General features: G+C 36.1%; 15 protein-coding genes. 6 read left to right on the top strand and 9 right to left on the bottom strand.

Features of this window, described 5'->3' with window-relative positions:
* Window positions 1–2: 2 nt before the first annotated feature.
* From CHB66_RS11445 to arfB, 5 genes are all read right to left on the bottom strand, one after another.
* Window positions 3–1,319: a DUF4876 domain-containing protein gene (locus CHB66_RS11445; RefSeq protein ID WP_089241044.1), complete on the bottom strand. Its 1,317-nt coding sequence runs from the start codon at window positions 1,317–1,319 to the stop codon at window positions 3–5.
* A gap of 15 nt (window positions 1,320–1,334) precedes the next feature.
* Window positions 1,335–4,079 (bottom strand): TonB-dependent receptor, encoded by a 2,745-nt coding sequence (locus CHB66_RS11440; RefSeq protein ID WP_089241042.1) that lies wholly within the window; start codon window positions 4,077–4,079, stop codon window positions 1,335–1,337.
* 125 nt (window positions 4,080–4,204) lie between these two features.
* A complete protein-coding gene (locus tag CHB66_RS11435) occupies window positions 4,205–5,512 on the bottom strand; it encodes a sensor histidine kinase (RefSeq protein WP_089241040.1) in 1,308 nt (435 codons plus the stop codon).
* A 21-nt stretch (window positions 5,513–5,533) separates the two neighbouring features.
* Window positions 5,534–6,211: a response regulator transcription factor gene (locus CHB66_RS11430; protein WP_089241038.1), complete on the bottom strand. Its 678-nt coding sequence runs from the start codon at window positions 6,209–6,211 to the stop codon at window positions 5,534–5,536.
* 29 nt (window positions 6,212–6,240) lie between these two features.
* Complete coding sequence (arfB, locus tag CHB66_RS11425; protein ID WP_089241036.1) at window positions 6,241–6,660, bottom strand: alternative ribosome rescue aminoacyl-tRNA hydrolase ArfB; 420 nt, start codon at window positions 6,658–6,660, stop codon at window positions 6,241–6,243.
* Between the two features lie 109 nt (window positions 6,661–6,769).
* Between arfB and CHB66_RS11420 the strand changes: the two genes are divergently transcribed.
* Window positions 6,770–7,270, top strand: coding sequence for a GNAT family N-acetyltransferase (locus CHB66_RS11420; RefSeq protein ID WP_170932480.1), 501 nt, complete (start codon window positions 6,770–6,772; stop codon window positions 7,268–7,270).
* A gap of 4 nt (window positions 7,271–7,274) precedes the next feature.
* Window positions 7,275–7,709 (top strand): DUF6526 family protein, encoded by a 435-nt coding sequence (locus CHB66_RS11415; RefSeq protein WP_089241161.1) that lies wholly within the window; start codon window positions 7,275–7,277, stop codon window positions 7,707–7,709.
* Between the two features lie 91 nt (window positions 7,710–7,800).
* Here CHB66_RS11415 and CHB66_RS11410 read toward each other — a convergent pair whose 3' ends face one another.
* The 4 genes from CHB66_RS11410 to CHB66_RS11395 all read right to left on the bottom strand — a co-directional run bounded on the left by CHB66_RS11410 (window position 7,801) and on the right by CHB66_RS11395 (window position 11,971).
* Entirely contained in the window at window positions 7,801–8,331 is a 531-nt protein-coding gene (locus CHB66_RS11410; RefSeq protein ID WP_089241032.1) for a hypothetical protein, read from the bottom strand.
* 93 nt (window positions 8,332–8,424) lie between these two features.
* Window positions 8,425–10,425, bottom strand: coding sequence for an alpha amylase C-terminal domain-containing protein (locus CHB66_RS11405; protein ID WP_089241030.1), 2,001 nt, complete (start codon window positions 10,423–10,425; stop codon window positions 8,425–8,427).
* A 206-nt stretch (window positions 10,426–10,631) separates the two neighbouring features.
* Complete coding sequence (locus tag CHB66_RS11400; protein WP_089241028.1) at window positions 10,632–10,844, bottom strand: hypothetical protein; 213 nt, start codon at window positions 10,842–10,844, stop codon at window positions 10,632–10,634.
* A gap of 98 nt (window positions 10,845–10,942) precedes the next feature.
* Window positions 10,943–11,971 (bottom strand): LacI family DNA-binding transcriptional regulator, encoded by a 1,029-nt coding sequence (locus CHB66_RS11395; protein ID WP_089241026.1) that lies wholly within the window; start codon window positions 11,969–11,971, stop codon window positions 10,943–10,945.
* 239 nt (window positions 11,972–12,210) lie between these two features.
* On the opposite strand from CHB66_RS11395, the gene CHB66_RS11390 reads away from it, so the two are divergent.
* The 4 genes from CHB66_RS11390 to pxpA are packed head-to-tail and all read left to right on the top strand — an operon-like array spanning window position 12,211 to window position 16,631.
* Entirely contained in the window at window positions 12,211–13,800 is a 1,590-nt protein-coding gene (locus tag CHB66_RS11390; protein ID WP_089241024.1) for a sodium:solute symporter, read from the top strand.
* Complete coding sequence (locus tag CHB66_RS11385; RefSeq protein WP_089241022.1) at window positions 13,785–14,954, top strand: amylo-alpha-1,6-glucosidase; 1,170 nt, start codon at window positions 13,785–13,787, stop codon at window positions 14,952–14,954. The genes CHB66_RS11390 and CHB66_RS11385 overlap by 16 nt, the downstream gene beginning before the upstream one ends.
* 4 nt (window positions 14,955–14,958) lie before the next feature.
* Complete coding sequence (locus tag CHB66_RS11380) at window positions 14,959–15,879, top strand: carbohydrate kinase family protein (protein WP_089241020.1); 921 nt, start codon at window positions 14,959–14,961, stop codon at window positions 15,877–15,879.
* A 29-nt stretch (window positions 15,880–15,908) separates the two neighbouring features.
* Complete coding sequence (gene pxpA, locus CHB66_RS11375; RefSeq protein WP_089241018.1) at window positions 15,909–16,631, top strand: 5-oxoprolinase subunit PxpA; 723 nt, start codon at window positions 15,909–15,911, stop codon at window positions 16,629–16,631.
* Window positions 16,632–16,639: the final 8 nt, after the last annotated feature.

Below are 16,639 nucleotides of genomic sequence, written 5' to 3'. Positions count from 1 at the left end.
TCTTAATCTGCAAATCCTTTTGGATCAGCTTTTTTCCCTATAATGTCATTCTCAGAGTTATTAGAATCTTTCATCACTCTTCTATCACCGAAAGTATTGGCTGTCAATCTAAATCCTGCTTCAGAAGAAAATGAGCCACCTGGTACATAGAAGAATCCAGCATCAATATCAACCGGAAGCATCTTAGGAACTTGATTAGTCGGAGACTCTTGTCCTTCTACACCATCAATGATCAGTGATTTAGGGATTTGATATCTTAAAACGGTATTGTTTGTGATATTTTGTGAATTAGGCGTGGCATATCTCGGAAAAGTTCTGACATCAACATCAGAAGCAAATATTACCACTGACTCTCTCCCTCTATTATCTAAAATCAAATCAGTGCCTTGCCATTGGATGTTTAACATATTTGGAACAGATTGATTATCAATATCTGAAGCTAATGGTGTAGGGACGTCATCTCCGAGGTATACTTCAAAATCGGCATTACTAAGGTTTACTGTTAAGTCTGGATTGTTGACAGTAATTGTATTGCCGTCGTTTCCTTCAAAAGGAGCTTTGTGATTGACAGCAGTAGCTGCTAAAATGATGCTAGCGCCTGGTTCTACGGGATATTGCTGTCCAGAACCTGGGAATTGGTACAACCACTTGGAGTATACATAATCAGTATTTGGGTCGCCTTCTGCATTCATTCCTACAGATTTGGTCCAGTCCCATTGTCCATCAGGTTGAGTGAAGTCTTGAACTGAATTTGCCAATCTTCCCAATACTCCCATGATGTATAGACCATCCATGTATTGAGTTTCTGTGGAGTTGTTATGAATTTCTATGAATTGATCTCTGAAGAGTGCTCCGTCTACTCTATCAGATCCTGCAGCATATACTTGTTTGATCACAAGGTTACCAAGTCTACCAGCTAGAAGTTCTACCGTAAAGGATGAAGCCGTGGTGTTGATGGGTACAGCAGTTTGGTTGGCGTTAAAAACTACCTCTTCCCCATCAGGAAGGTATCCGGCAAAATTAAAGAATGCTTCAGCATCCATGGTGATCGTTGCGCTGATATCATATATTCCACTTGGAACAGCTTCAAAGATGATTGAGCCATCAGCTGTGGTTTCACCTTCAAAAGTTTGTTGAGAAGTTGTATTTCTTAAAGTAACCTTACTTCCTTGAGCAGGTTCTTGATCGAAATCTTCACTATGGTTGACTTGTATAGTTACATCAGTTGGTTCTACTCTTGGACTATCATCTCTTTCAGAGCATGCTAGTGAAAAGGCTACAATTCCAGCCAGCATAATTTTTGAAAATAATTTTTTCATAGGTGTGTATTTTAGTTAATATGTGAATCTTAATTCTAGACCGAAGTAGGGGTCTTGGTTGAGGAAGCTGAGGAAAGTTCCAGTGGTTGGATCTAATAATTCCGGTCGAATATTTAGGAAATTGTTAGCGAAGAAGGAGAAACGAATTCCTTTCCCAAGGTTTTTGCTTAAGTTGAAGTGCGCATTGAAGTAGGTGAAATCAGGTCTTCTAAAATAATTACCTTGTTGTTCTGTTATACTTAAGATATCATAGAAAGGACTATCTCTTTCTGATTCTGGTATTTCTACAAATTCCATATTGCCATTTAAATACCCAACTGCACGATCAGTGGAAGGAAAGCTTCTTTGATAATTATATATAAAAACTTGTCCTCTTAGTGCCATGACCAAGCCAAGTTTTGAAATGTGATGATTGATTGTAAATAGACCATTTGCATTTCCTCCTTGGGATTGTGTACCAGAATAAACTCCAAACCAAAAAGGATCTCCTGGTTGAAAGTTGGTTCGTTCCAGATATTGCAGGTTATCATTGAAATAATAACTATCATAGTAAGATAAATTCAAGCTGAAAGATGTGTTGATAGGTTCTATTTTTTTGGTAGCGGCTACTACTTCAAAGCCATAACTTCTATCATAATTTCCATTTACTACCTGTCTTTCTGTGACTGGAACTATCCTTACTTCGCCTGTTGGTTGATAGATGGGTCTTTGATTTTCTCTGACTTCTACCAGTTCATATTGGGGCACATCTAGGCCAACTCTATTTGTATTTACAGAGAATCCATTTTTGTTCTCGTTCAAAAATGCTGTCACACTTACATTGAATAAACCTTTTTTGAAATAAGCCCCAATTTCTCTTTGGTAGGCCTGCATGGGTCTGACTTGAGAAGCATCATTTGGCCTTTGATAGGTATACACCAGGTAGAGTGACTCTATTTCACGTCCATTGAAGAAATTGATCAAAGGAATATCTTGGAATTGTGGGCCAGGAAAGAGGTGAATTAATCCAGGGGCTTTGTAGCTAATTCCGAATGCTCCAGTTAAAGTTAAGTTTTCATTGACATTGTATCTTGAATTGATCCTTGGTGAAAAACTCCAATTATTGAATTGGTTATCAACTCTGAGGCCAAGGTTGAGATTGTATCCTTTATTTAAAAACTCTCCTTTGATGCCATCTTCAATATAAAACCCAAACTGCTCTAAAAAGGGATTTATTTCTCTGTAGCTTAAGGGTCTTTCATTCCCAAATTGAGAAACTACCCCAGATGTTCTGAGTGGTCTAAGTGGATCAAACACCCTTCCTTCACCATAATTACCATTAAAGTTGTATGTGAACCCATATGAAATATTATGATCTGTATTTTTGTAGACCAGGGCTTTTGAAAAGTCAAGTCTGGCTGAAATATTTACAGGTTTCCCTTCAATAGCTCTAGTAGTTCTATAAGAAGATGGATGGAATGTACCTTCATTTACACCTTCGCCCAAGAATCCTGTTACTGGCAATACACCAGGATTGACAAACTGCTCAACAAAGGAATAATCATAACCTCCATTGTAAGAAAAAACTGTTTTGAAATTGTCAAAAATCGGGGTTTCTAAATTGAAGTAAGTTCTATTTGAAACGGTTTGACCTCTTCTTTCATATAATACCCTTCGTTCGGTGGCAAAGTCTGGGTCTATCCTAAAATCATCTAAAGTAGTGTTATATTTTAAATCCAGTGTGTTTTTGATCAATTTACCAGATCCTATGAATGCGCTCCACATCAATCCTCCCCCTACTCTGTTGAAAGATTTGACAGCATCTCTCAAATCAGGACGACTATTCAAATAATCAATATTGGCAAATATGGAATGTCTTTCTGATAGCTGAAATCCTTTGGATAATTGAAAATTCTGATCAGCTCTGGCTTGCCTCAAGGAAAAGTTAAGGGGGGCTTGACCAGCAGATGTTTCTATGATAATAGCACCATTGGACATATCCCCATATTTTGCTGATGCCACGCCTTGGATGACTTCTACTTTTTCAATATTCCCCACTGAGATTTGCCTGAGGTCAAAACCACCACCAGGATTTTCGCCACCTTCAAATGAACTGGATCTGAAACTATTGCTACCTCCAAGCGAGTTGAACCCGCCTGTTTGAATAGGGTTTCTTCCTTGCATATTGCTATTGTTATTCAGCTGATTATCATTCATAACTATAGATATTCCGAAGGAATTGTTGAGAGAAGATTGACCTGTATTGGCAGATCTGAAATTGATGGCTTGGGCACTTTGCAAATCAGGGTTTCGAATCTCTTGTCCAGGTATCAATTGGAGTAATTCAGCAAGACTATTAGCTTGTGACTGATCAATGACATCTTTATCAAGCTTGAATGCGGATACAGACACATTTTCATCATCTCGTTCGGCAGTGACGACCACTTCCGACATGTAATTGTCGTTGTCTTGAAGGATTATATCTCTTGTAATGATATTCTGACTTGGGTTCAATGATAGCTCTATTCTTTCCGTTCTTTTACCCACGAGTCTTACAGTCAAGGTTATATTTCGAGCCGAAGTAGAGCTTATTTTCAGCTCATATCTCCCATTTTCATCAGCCAAAGCATAGACATTCTGGCCAGCCATTACTGTCACAAATGGTAGCGTTTCCTTAGTTTTAGCATCTGTAATATGTCCCTTGATGGTATACTGTTGTGCTATAGCAAAGGTCGAACTGCTTAAGGTGAAAATAAGTATAATGCGTAGAAGTTTTCCCATAGAGCGGATTCAGTGTGAAGCGAATTCAGCTCTAAATTTGAAAAACAAATTAGAAGAAAATTAGAAGATGTTAATAATATGACTCAAACAGTATTAAAATTTGGCAAAAAGCTTTAAAAGCTATCCTAAATTACTGTTTCAGTAACAGGCGTAAAATTGGTTATTTTAAAAGAATGTAAATCATTGATCATTCTATAACTTATTTTAAAATCATGCAATTGTACAATCTCTTTGCATATAGCAAGTCCCAAGCCACTCCCAGCTAAGTTTTTATTGTCTTTATTGAATCTTTTAAAAATCTTATTTTTATCAAGAGCTGTTGAATTCCCCGTATTTTGAATGATCAAAGATTTACTATTGAGGTAAACTTTGATCTTTCCATTTTCAAAATTATGAGTGGTAGCATTCGTCAATAAACTATTTATCAATGTCTCTATTAAAGCAATATTCCCCTTTATAATGATCGAATTTTTAATTTCAGCATAGCTACTCAAATTTTTACTTTCAAAATTAGATTGATAAAGCTCTAGAGTTTCTTTGACTACATCAGATAAATTTACATTTTCATTGGTTAGATACTGCTTGTTCTCTAGCTTGGTCAAAAGAAGTAAATTTTTGTTTAACCTATTCATTCTATTGACAGCCAAATTGATTTGGTCAACGATTTCAAATTGCTCTTTTGTCAAATTAGATTGTATAAGTAATTCTGCTTTTGACTGAATAATAGCCAAAGGAGTTTGTAATTCATGTGAGGCATTTTCAGTAAATTCTTTTTGCTGCATGTAGGCAGAGTGACTCCTATTGGTGTAAAAGAGTAAATTATCAGAAAGTTTCTTGAATTCTTCAATATCTGATTCAATAGGGCTAAGCGTTTGGCCATTTTGAATATTTAAATTCGATAATTCATCTATGCTCTTGTAAAAGGGTCGCCAGACTTTTCGTGCTATGCTTCTATTGATCCAATAATATCCAATTAGTATCAAAAAGAAAAAAAGCCCTGCAACTGCCGTAGTGTAAGGGATTACATCAAAGTACTCTTCCATATCGACTTCGGCTTTCAATAGATATTCTTTGTCAAAAATATCAATAACTGTTTCCAAATATCGGTATGGCCTGATGCTGTTTGAATATTGGTCAAATCTTTCTGCTGTATAAAACCGATCACCCCTTTCAGCAGGAAAAGTATCCATGGATATTATTTGATATCCAATATCCAATTCGTTCAGAAGCCTGATTCTTATAACTGCTGTTCTTGGATGCATATGAAGATGATTGAGCTGATCCTCTACACGTAATTTGTTGTTTATAAGTGATTGATCAGCATCTACAGTATATATATAAACGACTACAAAATAAAACAAAGGAATGCTGACCAAAACCAAAATGGTAGTCATTATCACAAATGGTTTAAATGATTTATCTAAAAGTTTCATGATACTTTCTTGAATTGTACATCAATCGATACTGAATTTATATCCAATACCGTATACTGTTTTAATATATTCTGGACATCCTGCTTGTTGCAATTTTTTCTTCAAGTTTTTAATATGGGCATATACAAGTTTGTCACTATCTACAAAATCAACCTGCTCTCCTAAGAGATGATCTGCAATGGCTGTTTTGGATAAAACACGCTGATGAGACGAAAGGAATAATCTCAGGAGTCTGAATTCACGAGGTGTTAAGTCCAAGTTTTCATTTTTATATTTGACAGTATTATTGATTAAATCTAGGGTGATGCCTCCAAATTCTACGATATTATTCCCATCAAACATTTTTCTTCTGGTAACAGCAGTGATTCTCATGGCCAATTCAGCCATGTGAAATGGCTTGGTAAGAAAGTCATCTGCTCCAATTTCTAAACCTTTGAGCTTATCATCTAAGGAGTTTTTCGCCGAAATAATAATCACGCTGTCAGATTTTTTACGGATTTTTATCTCTTCCAAAATGTCAAAACCAGACCCATCGGGAAGACCAATATCCAGCAGAATACAGTCATAATCATAAAGGTCTATTTTTTCAGAAGCATCTTTTACATTGGTCACTATTTCACATACCACAGGAGAACCCAGAAAGTAATTGTGGATAGCTTCTGCAATTTCAATTTCGTCTTCGATAATCAAAACTTTCATAAAGGATCAAATAATTAATTAATCAATATCTACCAATCCACTTTCCCTCGATTTTGCTTTTTTTGAGAGGTACTTTTTTTAGCTTTTATCCTTGTTTCTATGGCTGATTTTGAAGGTTTTGTAGCTTTCCGTATTTTCTTTTTCTCAAAAGCTTTGGATAAGGCATCATAAAACTTCTGTATGGTGATTTCCTTGTTTTGATTTTGAGAACGCTTTTCTTGGCTCTGAAACATGATTTTACCCGTAGAATCAATTTTATTTTGCCACTTTTCAAGCAATAATTCTTTCTCTTCCTCAGAAAGTATTTGTGAAGCTTGAATGTTAAAAAATAGTTGAACTTTGGAATTGACCTTATTTACATTTTGACCTCCAGGTCCACTACTTCTTGAAGCTTGAAATTCAAACTCAGAATTCAAAGCTTGATTTTTTATTTTTTGCTGAATGGTCATTGCGAACAAATAGGATGAATCTTAAAGGTAAATATATTTCGTGAAAGGATTTTGTTTCCAAAATCCAGAAAATGGATTTAGCTTTAAACATCATTTGTTTTCACAATACATGTTGAAGATTTACCAAGCTACAGAAAGCCAATTAATAGAAGTTCAGAAAATAGCTCAAATTACATGGCCACATACCTTTAGGAATATTTTGACTCCAAGTCAGATTGATTACATGATGGAGTGGATGTACACCTTAGATTCATTAAAGTCTCAGGTTAAAGACAAAAAGCATGTATTTCTTTTAGCCGAAGAACATTCCAAATACATAGGATACTGCTCTTATGAGCTCAATTGTGCTGATTCTAGTAAGGTTAAGATTCATAAGATTTACCTTCTTCCTGATGCGCAAGGTCATGGCGTAGGTAAAAAATTGATTTCAGAGGTTGAAAAAATTGCAAAGGTCAATCAATTTGATGCCATTTACCTGAATGTCAATAGGTTTAATAATAAAGCTATACATGCCTATTTAGCTCTAGGATTTTACGAAATCAAACGTGAAGTAATAGCCCTTGAAAATGGATTTGTGATGGATGATATTGTCATGGAAAAGAAAATCTAAGTATATGCAAAACTATAAAAATCACGCTCGTTACTATCCTTTACATCATTTTGTGATCACACCTTTGACTTTGGTCTATTTCATATGGTCTATAGTGAAAGTAATTCAAGCTTTTGATACTGATTTATTTTCTAATGCTATTTTTTTTCTAATAGGCGCTTTGATCATTTTAATCCTTCCTTTACTGGCAAGGTTGTATGCGTTGAAAAATCAAGATAGAATCATCCGCATGGAAACGAGACAAAGGTATTTTGAGTTGACAGGTAAATCCTTTCGTGAGCTTGAACCAAAATTACGCCTATCACAAATTATTGCACTTCGCTTTGCATCAGATGAGGAGCTACTTTCACTGATTGAGGAAACCATCAAGAATGATCTCAGTGCCAAAGTTATCAAGCAAAGAATTAAAAATTGGCAGGCAGATATAAGAAGGGTTTAAAAAATGAGAGCACCAATAGTAAATTACTGGTGCTTTATTTTCAAATCTTAAATTTGATAGTTTCAGGAATTTCGGAGTATTTATAAGTTGATTAAAGTTCGCTTAAAATTAATTGACCCGCAAGTAGGATTTCGTCTTCTTGATTTTGATTCATTACAGCCATCCGACCAGTAAAATTAAAGTTGCCGGTTAGTAAACCCCTATCGAAATCTAGTTGCGTAATTTGAACATTAGAAACTGTGAAACTTCCCTCGAATGAATCTAAAGTGACATTATCGTTATTTTTTAATAAGACTTTTATATTGCTTGTTGAAAACATATTCCCCGTTATTCTACCTAAAGGAAGAATTTCTGTTTGATTGAATGCTAAATTAAAATCTATTGTGTAATCATCAGTATCAATTCTTATTTCTGCTCTACTTTGATTTGTTTGTTGATTGTTAATAACTAGTATGGTTATCAACTCTAAATTTGGAATCTCTCCAGAAAAACTTTGGGTGTAGGGAGCACCAGTGATTTCAATTGAATATCGATGATTTAGTCCTTGAGGTTGTTCACCAGGATTTTGAATACAAGAAAACAGCGTAAAAATGATTAATAATAAAGGGAGTGTGGTTTTCATATGACTTTAAATTTAAATCCTAGGATATAACGACAAAACTATGGGATAATGTTTTTGTAAATAAATAATAGAGAGAGAAATTTGAATTTTCTTTTAAGATTTTACTTTTTTTAAAACAACTCCTGCCCTACTTGGTAAGTACATTAATAAACAATTTTCTTTGGTAGCAGTATAATTCAACTGTTTGTCAATTCTTTCAAAACCCCCAAATTTATTATCATCAGAATTCAAAATGATTTCAAAAGAACCTGATTGTGCAACAGGTACTTTATAGCCAAAATATGATTTGCTGGGGTTGAAATTAAATATGAAGATGAGGTCTGCTCTTTCGAATACTAGGATTTTATTATCTGCATCCAAATAACGTTGAAAAGCATGTGGGCTACTACAGACTTGATATTGGTTGATTATTTTCAACATTTCCTTGTCCCAGTTTGCCAAAAACTGATACTTTAACTCAGGATTATCCATCAATGACCATTGTCTCCTAGCATATTTGTAACTCCAGTCATTGCCTTCTCTTGGGAAATCTACCCACTCAGGATGTCCAAATTCATTGCCAATGAAATTCAAATAACCTTCACCACCCAGTGCAATTGTAATCAATCGGATCATTTTATGAAGAGCAATGCCTCGATCTACAACAAGGTTTTCTTGGCCTATCCCCATGCTGAAGTACATCTCCTTATCCATCAGCCAAAAAGCCAAAGACTTATCCCCCACCAATGCTTGGTCATGAGACTCCGCATAAGCTATTGTCTTTTCTTTTTGTGGCCTATTTGTCAGTTCGTGCCATAATTCAAACATGTCCCAGTGTTCATCAGGCTTATGCTTGAGCGTTTTGATCCAATAGTCTGGAATTCCCATGGCCAATCTAAAATCGAAACCTAAACCCCCATCTTCTGGAGTTCTGCACATACCAGGCATACCACTTACTTCTTCTGCAATGCTGATTTTATTTCCTCCAAAAGCATGTATCAGCGTATTGGCTAATTGTAAATAAATTACTGCGTCCCAATCCACTCCATCATTGAAATACTTATTGACATGATCGAAGGCTGTATGACCATGATGTAAGTAAAGTATGGAGGTGACTCCATCAAATCTAAAGCCATCAAAATGATATTCTTCCAACCAAAAGCGAATATTAGAAAGCAAAAATTGCTTCACTTCCCATTTTCCGTAATCAAATAGTTTGGAATCCCAGCCTTCATGATAGCCTCTTGGGTCTGGATGAAAGTATTGATGTGATGATCCGTCAAATTCGTTGAGCCCTTCATTGATGTTTTTGACAGCATGTGAATGCACAATATCCATGATGACTGCCAACCCCATATCATGAGCTTTATTGATTAAGTATTTCAATTCTTCGGGAGTCCCAAATCTACTGCTAGCAGCAAAAAAATTGGAAACATGATATCCAAAAGATCCATAATACGGATGCTCCATAATGGCCATCATCTGAATGGTATTATAGCCAGATGCTTTGATATGTGGCAGAATTTGATCTGCAAATTCTAGATAAGTTCCAACTCCTTCCTTTTCCAAAGCCATACCCACATGACATTCATAAATGATGGGCTGCGCCTTATGTTCGTTGGTAGCAAAACTTTTATCTGTCCAAGGGAAGTCTTGAAAAAACCACAATTGTCCAGAAAAATCATGTGTTTGTTCATCTTGGACTACTCGCCGAATGTAGGCGGGAATTCTATCCTTTGAGCCATTTTCAGCTACTATGTGAACTTTCACCTTACTTCCATGAATAAATCGCTCTTGATAATCGGAAAATGGCAAAAATATCTCCCAATCTCCTCTATGATTTCTTTTCATAGGATGGCTTGAGCGATCCCATTGATTAAAATCTCCCATTAAATAGAGTGCAGTTGCACTTGGAGCCCATTCTCTGTAGATCCAGCCATTCCTCAATTTTTCGAAGTGAATGCCATAGTATTCATGTGCTCTGGCAAATTCAAGAATACTTCCAGCTTCATTTTCGATTTCCTGCAAGGCCTGTCTGTACCTTTCAAATCGATGATAAATATCCATAGCATAGTCCTCAAGCCATGGTTCATCTTTTACAATGGGAAGATTCATATTGTCGTTCACAAAAAATTGTTTTAATGAAAATGTAAGTTAGGAATATTTGAATTTCTTGCAAATAAATGTTGCTGCGATTGAGGAATTTGATAGCGTAAGCTTTTTTCTTCCTTACAATATTTTAAAAAGTAATAAATAAACATTGTTTAATTGGAATGATAATAAAGATTTAGATTCCAATATTTCAAATTCTTCACCAAAATCTAGATAATAAAATACACCATGACTGATGCGAAAATATACCCGATCAAGAAACTTAAAAAAATAGAGCCTCCAAGGGAGAATTTTTTATGATCAGGTTCACGCTTGTGGTACATAGAATGACTAAGCTTACGGATAAACCTATCTGGGACAACAGACAATATGGTCAAACCATAAATTGCTGTCAGCATAAGGAGTGAAAATAGTGTTTCCATAATTGTTACTAGGGCATAACAAAGTTAACATTTCCATAATAAGGTAAAAGCAAAAAGTCATAAAATATTGGTAATCAATCCTGAGAGTGGAAAATGATTCATTCTCTCCTCTTGGAGGAAGCTCTTACTATCAATTCTGTCTTAAGTATTTTGGTTTCCTGATGTAATATATCTTGATTTTTGATCATTTCTAACAAAAGCTTTGCAGCCTCTACACCCATTTGAAAACCATGCTGATTGACAGTGGTTAATTGTGGACTCATGACTCTTGAAACCATCCAATTGCTAAAACCAACTAGTCCCACTTCTTCAGGGATTGAAATCGCCTTTTCTTTGAGGTACTTCATTGCTCCAAAAGCAACGACATCAGTGATACAAAAAATAGCATCCGGAGGATTAGGCCCCTCCATCATCTCTTTGGCAAATTGATATCCTTCCTCTTCTGTGATAGAAATACAAGGTTTAACCAAATGGTCCATCATCGGTAATCCAGCATCCTCTAAAGCCTTTTTGTAACCTTCATATCTGTCACAGGCATTTTTTACATCAACCCTTCCTCGAATATGAGCTATTCTTTGATATCCTTGCTCTACTAAATGATTCACAGCATTATATGCCCCATTGAAATCATCAACAACAACCATAGGAGTTTGAAGAAGCTCAGATACTTTATCAAACTGTACTACCGCTTTTCCCTCTTCTAAGAACTCCTTTAAGTGCTCACCAGTAGTAGTTTCGTTTGATATTGAAATCAATAGCCCATCTACACTGCTATTTAGCATGGCACGACTCGCTTTTTCTTCATCTCTTAAGATATCATTTGATTGAGATACCAAGATATTGTAGCCTTGTTTGTTGGCTTCGGAAATTGCGCCGCTGATAACTGTAGAGAAAAAATGATGTACCAACTCCGGTACTATCAACCCAATGTTGAATGTTCTATTTTTCCTAAAATTTATTGCTAATAAATTAGGAACGTAGTGATGATCTTCAGCATATTTTTTGACAAGATCGATGGTTTCTTGTGCAATATCTGGATGAGCTTTTAAAGCTCTAGAAACTGTAGATACAGAAAGATTGAGGGCTTTCCCTATATCCTTTAAGGTTAGCTTCTTTTTATCGGTCATTTTAGCTGTCTATAAAAATTAATATTATACAAATCTACACTTCCATCCAATAGCTTAAATATTATTGATATCGATTCTAAATAACGAATTCGCAATGGATTGTGCAAACGGTTGCGATAATTTGCTTCTTGCAGTAGAAAATATTTTTCTCTTTCTTTTCACATTGAAATAATTCTGTTTAAAAGAAATTGTCGAAAAACCTTTAGCATATTGACCAATAAACCCACCAACTTTAACCTATGAATGTTGATTTGATAAGTAATATAGACCTTGTCATCATGGTCGTTTATTTGATAGGAATGATCTTTTATGGCCTTTATCATTCCAAACGACAAAATTCCGAGGAATATTTTTTGGCAGGCCGTAGTATGACTTGGCCGATTGTTGGTATTTCCTTGTTTGCAGCAAATATTTCTAGTACAACCTTGATTGGATTAGCTGGTGATGCTTATAGTACAGGAATATCAGTCTATAATTACGAATGGATGGCAGCTGTCATTTTGGTGTTTTTTAGTATATTCTTTTTACCCTTTTATTTAAGATCAGGTGTATTTACTATGCCGGAATTTTTAGAGAGAAGATATGATAGAAGGAGTCGATACTACTTCTCCTTTATTACTTTGATTGGCAATGTTTTAATAGAAACAGCAGCAGGGCTATATGCTGGAAGCTTGATTCTCAAGTTGGTTTTTCCCGAAATCAGTATGACGGTGATCATTTTGATTCTGGCTTTCGCTGCTGCGGCTTATACCATTCCGGGAGGTTTATCTTCTGTAGTACATACGGAAGTAATACAGGCAATATTGCTTTTGATTGGCTCTTTGATCCTTACCTATATGACCTATCAAGCTGTAGGTGGATGGGGAAATGTCATGGACGTCACTCCTCCAGAAATGATAAGTTTGATCAGACCAATAGATGATCCATCTGTTCCATGGACTGGTTTGATTTTCGGAGTTCCCTTGTTAGGATTTTATTTCTGGGCAAATAATCAGTTTATGGTTCAGCGCGTTTTGACGGCCAAAGATTTAAATCATGGTCGTTGGGGAGCTTTGTTTGCAGGATTGCTCAAACTCCCCGTGCTTTTCTTTATGGTATTGCCTGGTACTATGGCTAGGGTAATATTTCCTGACTTAGAAAATCCAGATACAGTTTTTCCCACACTGGTCTTTGAATTGCTTCCTGCGGGTTTGATAGGATTATTGATGGCAGGTTTATTAGCTGCTATGTCATCAAGTATATCAGCAACTTTGAATTCCGCATCGACTTTGATAACCATGGATTTTGTAAAAAATCTTAAGCCAGGGCTTAGCAGTAAGCAATTAGTAAGAGTTGGACAATTCGCTACAGTGATATTGGTGCTCTTGGCGGCAGCTTGGACACCACAGATAGAAAAATTTGATTCCCTTTTCAAATATTTACAAATGGTTGTTGGGTTGATTGCTCCACCTGTCGTGGTCGTGTTTATTTGGGGAATGTTTTGGAAAAAAGGAAATGCAAATGGTGCATTTTATTCTCTAATAGCTGGTTTTGTGATAGCAGCTGTTTTGATCGTAGTTAAAGTCAGTTTACCAGAAGCTGGAATTAGCCAATGGCATTTTTTGCATACTGCGCCTTTATTATTTTTGATATGCTCCGCAATTTATGTACTCGTAAGTTTAAGAGGTCCTATGCCTTCCGAAGAAAAAATTGCGGATTATACTTGGAAAAATAGCATTTATACAGATGAGACGGCAGCTATAAGTAGCTTGCCATGGTATAAAAATTATAGAATATTATCTGTGTTTTTACTGATCATCACATTTGTAATAGTATGGATATTCAGATAGTCAATGGTAAGGCTCTAGAAATTCTTCGCCTTTCCTCCCACTCAAAAGGCTTTTTAGCATCAGCAGTTGGAAAAGATAATTATCAGCGAATTTGGGCCAGAGATGGTGTAATCACAGGTTTGGCAGCTTTGGCAAGCCGAGATTTAGCATTAATTGCGACATTCAAATCCACTCTGGAAACCCTTGGATCTCATATAAGTCCTCAAGGGCATGTACCTTCCAATGTAGATATCAATTCTGGTGATGTGAGTTATGGAGGCCTAGCTGGTCGAGCCGATACGGGTTCTTGGTGGATCATAGGAATTTGTCTTTATAGCAAATATACAGGTGACAGATCTCTTATAGATAGGTACAAAAGTGAGGTAATTAAAATCCATGAATTATATCAAGCATGGGAATACAACAACAAGCATTTGATCTACGTGCCATTAGCAGGTGATTGGGCAGATGAGTATGTTTTAAGTGGATATATTCTTTATGATCAGGTGATTAGGTATGCTGGATTAAAGCTTTCATCAGAGGTCTTTGAAAATGAAACTTGGGCAAAGAAAGCTGAGGCTGTACATGCATCTATTCTTGCCAATTTTGACTTATCAGCAAGATCAAACTTATCGGGAATTCATACTTTGGCAAAGAAAAAAGAACTCGAAAAAGGTACAATTCCTTATTTGCCAGCTTCATTTAATCCTGCTGGATATCAAAATTACTTTGATGCCCTAGGAAATGCTTTGGCCATTATTTTTAGAATTCATCCAAATGCTCATGCTTGTTTGGATTGGGTTGAATCAAAGCAACTGAACCCTGTTCCTGCTTTCTATCCAACCATCTTTCCTGAAAATCCCGATTTTCATTTACTTAAACAGAATTTCCGATTTGAATTTAGAAATCTACCCTATGAATTTCACAATGGTGGTATTTGGCCTATGGTTAATGGATTTTGGGGAATGGCCAGTCTTTTAATCAAGGGGAAGCATGAAGCTAATCAGATCCTTGAAAATATCATTAAGCTAAATTCAAATGAAGGTTGGGAATTTAATGAATGCTTTCATGGGGAGTCACTATTGCCTTGTGGCGTAAAGGCTTGCACTTGGAGTGCAGCAGGGCAGTTATTATTAAGTTATAGTATATACAAAGGTTTTTACCTCCTAGATTAATATTATGAATGAGAATATAGACATTGTCGTGGTTGGAGAATTGCTGGTAGACTTGATAGGTCATGAACTGAGAGACGAGCTTTTCAGAACACATTCATTTAGAAGATTTCAAGGAGGTAGTCCAGCCAATCTCGGAGCTAACCTCTGTCGTATAGGCAAAAATGTACATTTGGTAGCCAGTGTAGGTGCTGATGGGATGGGTAAATATTTAATTCATGAATTAGAATTGTTGGGGCTAGATGTGTCAGGTGTAAAGAAAAGAACAGCCTACCCCACAAGCCTTGTATTGCTTTCAAGAAGTCATGGAACACCTGATTTTATAGCATACAGAGAAGCTGACCACTTTATATACCCTGCAGATATTGATGATCAAGTTTTAAATTCAGCTAAAATTTACCATACTACCTGTTTTGGTTTAAGCAAGCAGCCAGCACAAGCATCAATTTTGGATGGTGCCAAAAGAGCATACAATCATGGTGTTCAGTTAAGTATTGATTTGAATTATGCTCCAAGCATTTGGCCTGATTATGAAGAATCGCGAAGTGTAATGCAATATTATTGTGAGTTAGAGCCATTTGTTAAAGTCAGTCAAGATGATTGCAACCGGATTTTTCAAAAAGAGATTTCAGAAATTGAAGCAATCGAAACGATTTTAGATTGGGGAGCCAAGTTGGTTTGTTTTACTAAAGGAAAAGACGGTAGTCATTTAGTCTTGAACACAGGAGAAAACTTCACAGTGCCAGCAGAGGAAATTACCGTGAAAGGAGATGCTACAGGTGCAGGTGATGCGTATTGGTCTGGATTTTTATCTGCTTGGTTGGACTGTATGGATTGGGAAAATTGTGTAAAATCAGCTGGTAAAATGGCGGCCATCAAATTATCCATAGATGGTCCTATGCCTGAAAAAATCAATCTTAAAGCTTGAATTCAAGGAAATAGGTTAATTTTGGTTTGATGAGCACAATCAAGCTACCCTATGATCTGAATTGTGACCTTGGAGAAGGAATCTCCAATGATGGGGAATTAATGCCTTTTCTTGGAAGTTGTAACATTGCCTGTGGTGGCCATGCAGGAAATGAGGCATCAATCAGAAGAACACTTTTGCTAAGTCAATCCAGTGGTGTTAAAGCTGGAGCCCATCCTTCCTATCCTGATCTTGAAAATTTTGGTAGAAAGCATGTTTCACTTTCTAAGTTAGCATTTCAGAATACGATTCTTGCTCAATTAGAACTTTTTGCAAATGGAGCGAATGAATTAAATATCCCTATGCACCACATCAAACCACATGGTGCATTGTACAATCGTCTAGCGGTAGATGAAGTTGAATCTGACTGGTTCATTGAATTGATGCTTAGTCATTTTCCTAATACTATTCTATTTGTTCCTCCCAAGTCGGTGATAGAGAGAAAGGCTAACGAAAAGGGTATTTTAATTTTCCGAGAGGTTTTTGCGGATCGGACTTATCAAGATGACCTTACTTTGGTATCTAGATCCCATCCACAGGCATTGCTCACAGATCCTCAACATGTAATTGCACATATTAAAAATATGGTTGAGCTTAAAAGCATAAAAACGATAAATGGTAAGTTGGTACCAGTGGACGCTGAGACCTTATGTATTCATGGAGATAATCCAGCTGCTTTAGAAATTTTACAAGCTATAAGAAAAACTTTTTGATTTAGTTT

It is taken from the genome of Belliella buryatensis (assembly GCF_900188245.1).
Lineage (GTDB): Bacteria > Bacteroidota > Bacteroidia > Cytophagales > Cyclobacteriaceae > Belliella > Belliella buryatensis.
Note: the sequence above shows the minus strand (reverse complement) of the source record. Positions and strands in the feature narration are given on the sequence as shown.

Coding starts and splice junctions, on each gene's coding strand:
- CHB66_RS11445 (WP_089241044.1), bottom strand. CDS start 1,319: ATGAAAAAATTATTTTCAAAAATTATGCTGGCTGGAATTGTAGCCTTT.
- CHB66_RS11440 (WP_089241042.1), bottom strand. CDS start 4,079: ATGGGAAAACTTCTACGCATTATACTTATTTTCACCTTAAGCAGTTCG.
- CHB66_RS11435 (WP_089241040.1), bottom strand. CDS start 5,512: ATGAAACTTTTAGATAAATCATTTAAACCATTTGTGATAATGACTACC.
- CHB66_RS11430 (WP_089241038.1), bottom strand. CDS start 6,211: ATGAAAGTTTTGATTATCGAAGACGAAATTGAAATTGCAGAAGCTATC.
- arfB (WP_089241036.1), bottom strand. CDS start 6,660: ATGACCATTCAGCAAAAAATAAAAAATCAAGCTTTGAATTCTGAGTTT.
- CHB66_RS11420 (WP_170932480.1), top strand. CDS start 6,770: ATGTTGAAGATTTACCAAGCTACAGAAAGCCAATTAATAGAAGTTCAG.
- CHB66_RS11415 (WP_089241161.1), top strand. CDS start 7,275: ATGCAAAACTATAAAAATCACGCTCGTTACTATCCTTTACATCATTTT.
- CHB66_RS11410 (WP_089241032.1), bottom strand. CDS start 8,331: ATGAAAACCACACTCCCTTTATTATTAATCATTTTTACGCTGTTTTCT.
- CHB66_RS11405 (WP_089241030.1), bottom strand. CDS start 10,425: ATGAATCTTCCCATTGTAAAAGATGAACCATGGCTTGAGGACTATGCT.
- CHB66_RS11400 (WP_089241028.1), bottom strand. CDS start 10,844: ATGGAAACACTATTTTCACTCCTTATGCTGACAGCAATTTATGGTTTG.
- CHB66_RS11395 (WP_089241026.1), bottom strand. CDS start 11,971: ATGACCGATAAAAAGAAGCTAACCTTAAAGGATATAGGGAAAGCCCTC.
- CHB66_RS11390 (WP_089241024.1), top strand. CDS start 12,211: ATGAATGTTGATTTGATAAGTAATATAGACCTTGTCATCATGGTCGTT.
- CHB66_RS11385 (WP_089241022.1), top strand. CDS start 13,785: ATGGATATTCAGATAGTCAATGGTAAGGCTCTAGAAATTCTTCGCCTT.
- CHB66_RS11380 (WP_089241020.1), top strand. CDS start 14,959: ATGAATGAGAATATAGACATTGTCGTGGTTGGAGAATTGCTGGTAGAC.
- pxpA (WP_089241018.1), top strand. CDS start 15,909: ATGAGCACAATCAAGCTACCCTATGATCTGAATTGTGACCTTGGAGAA.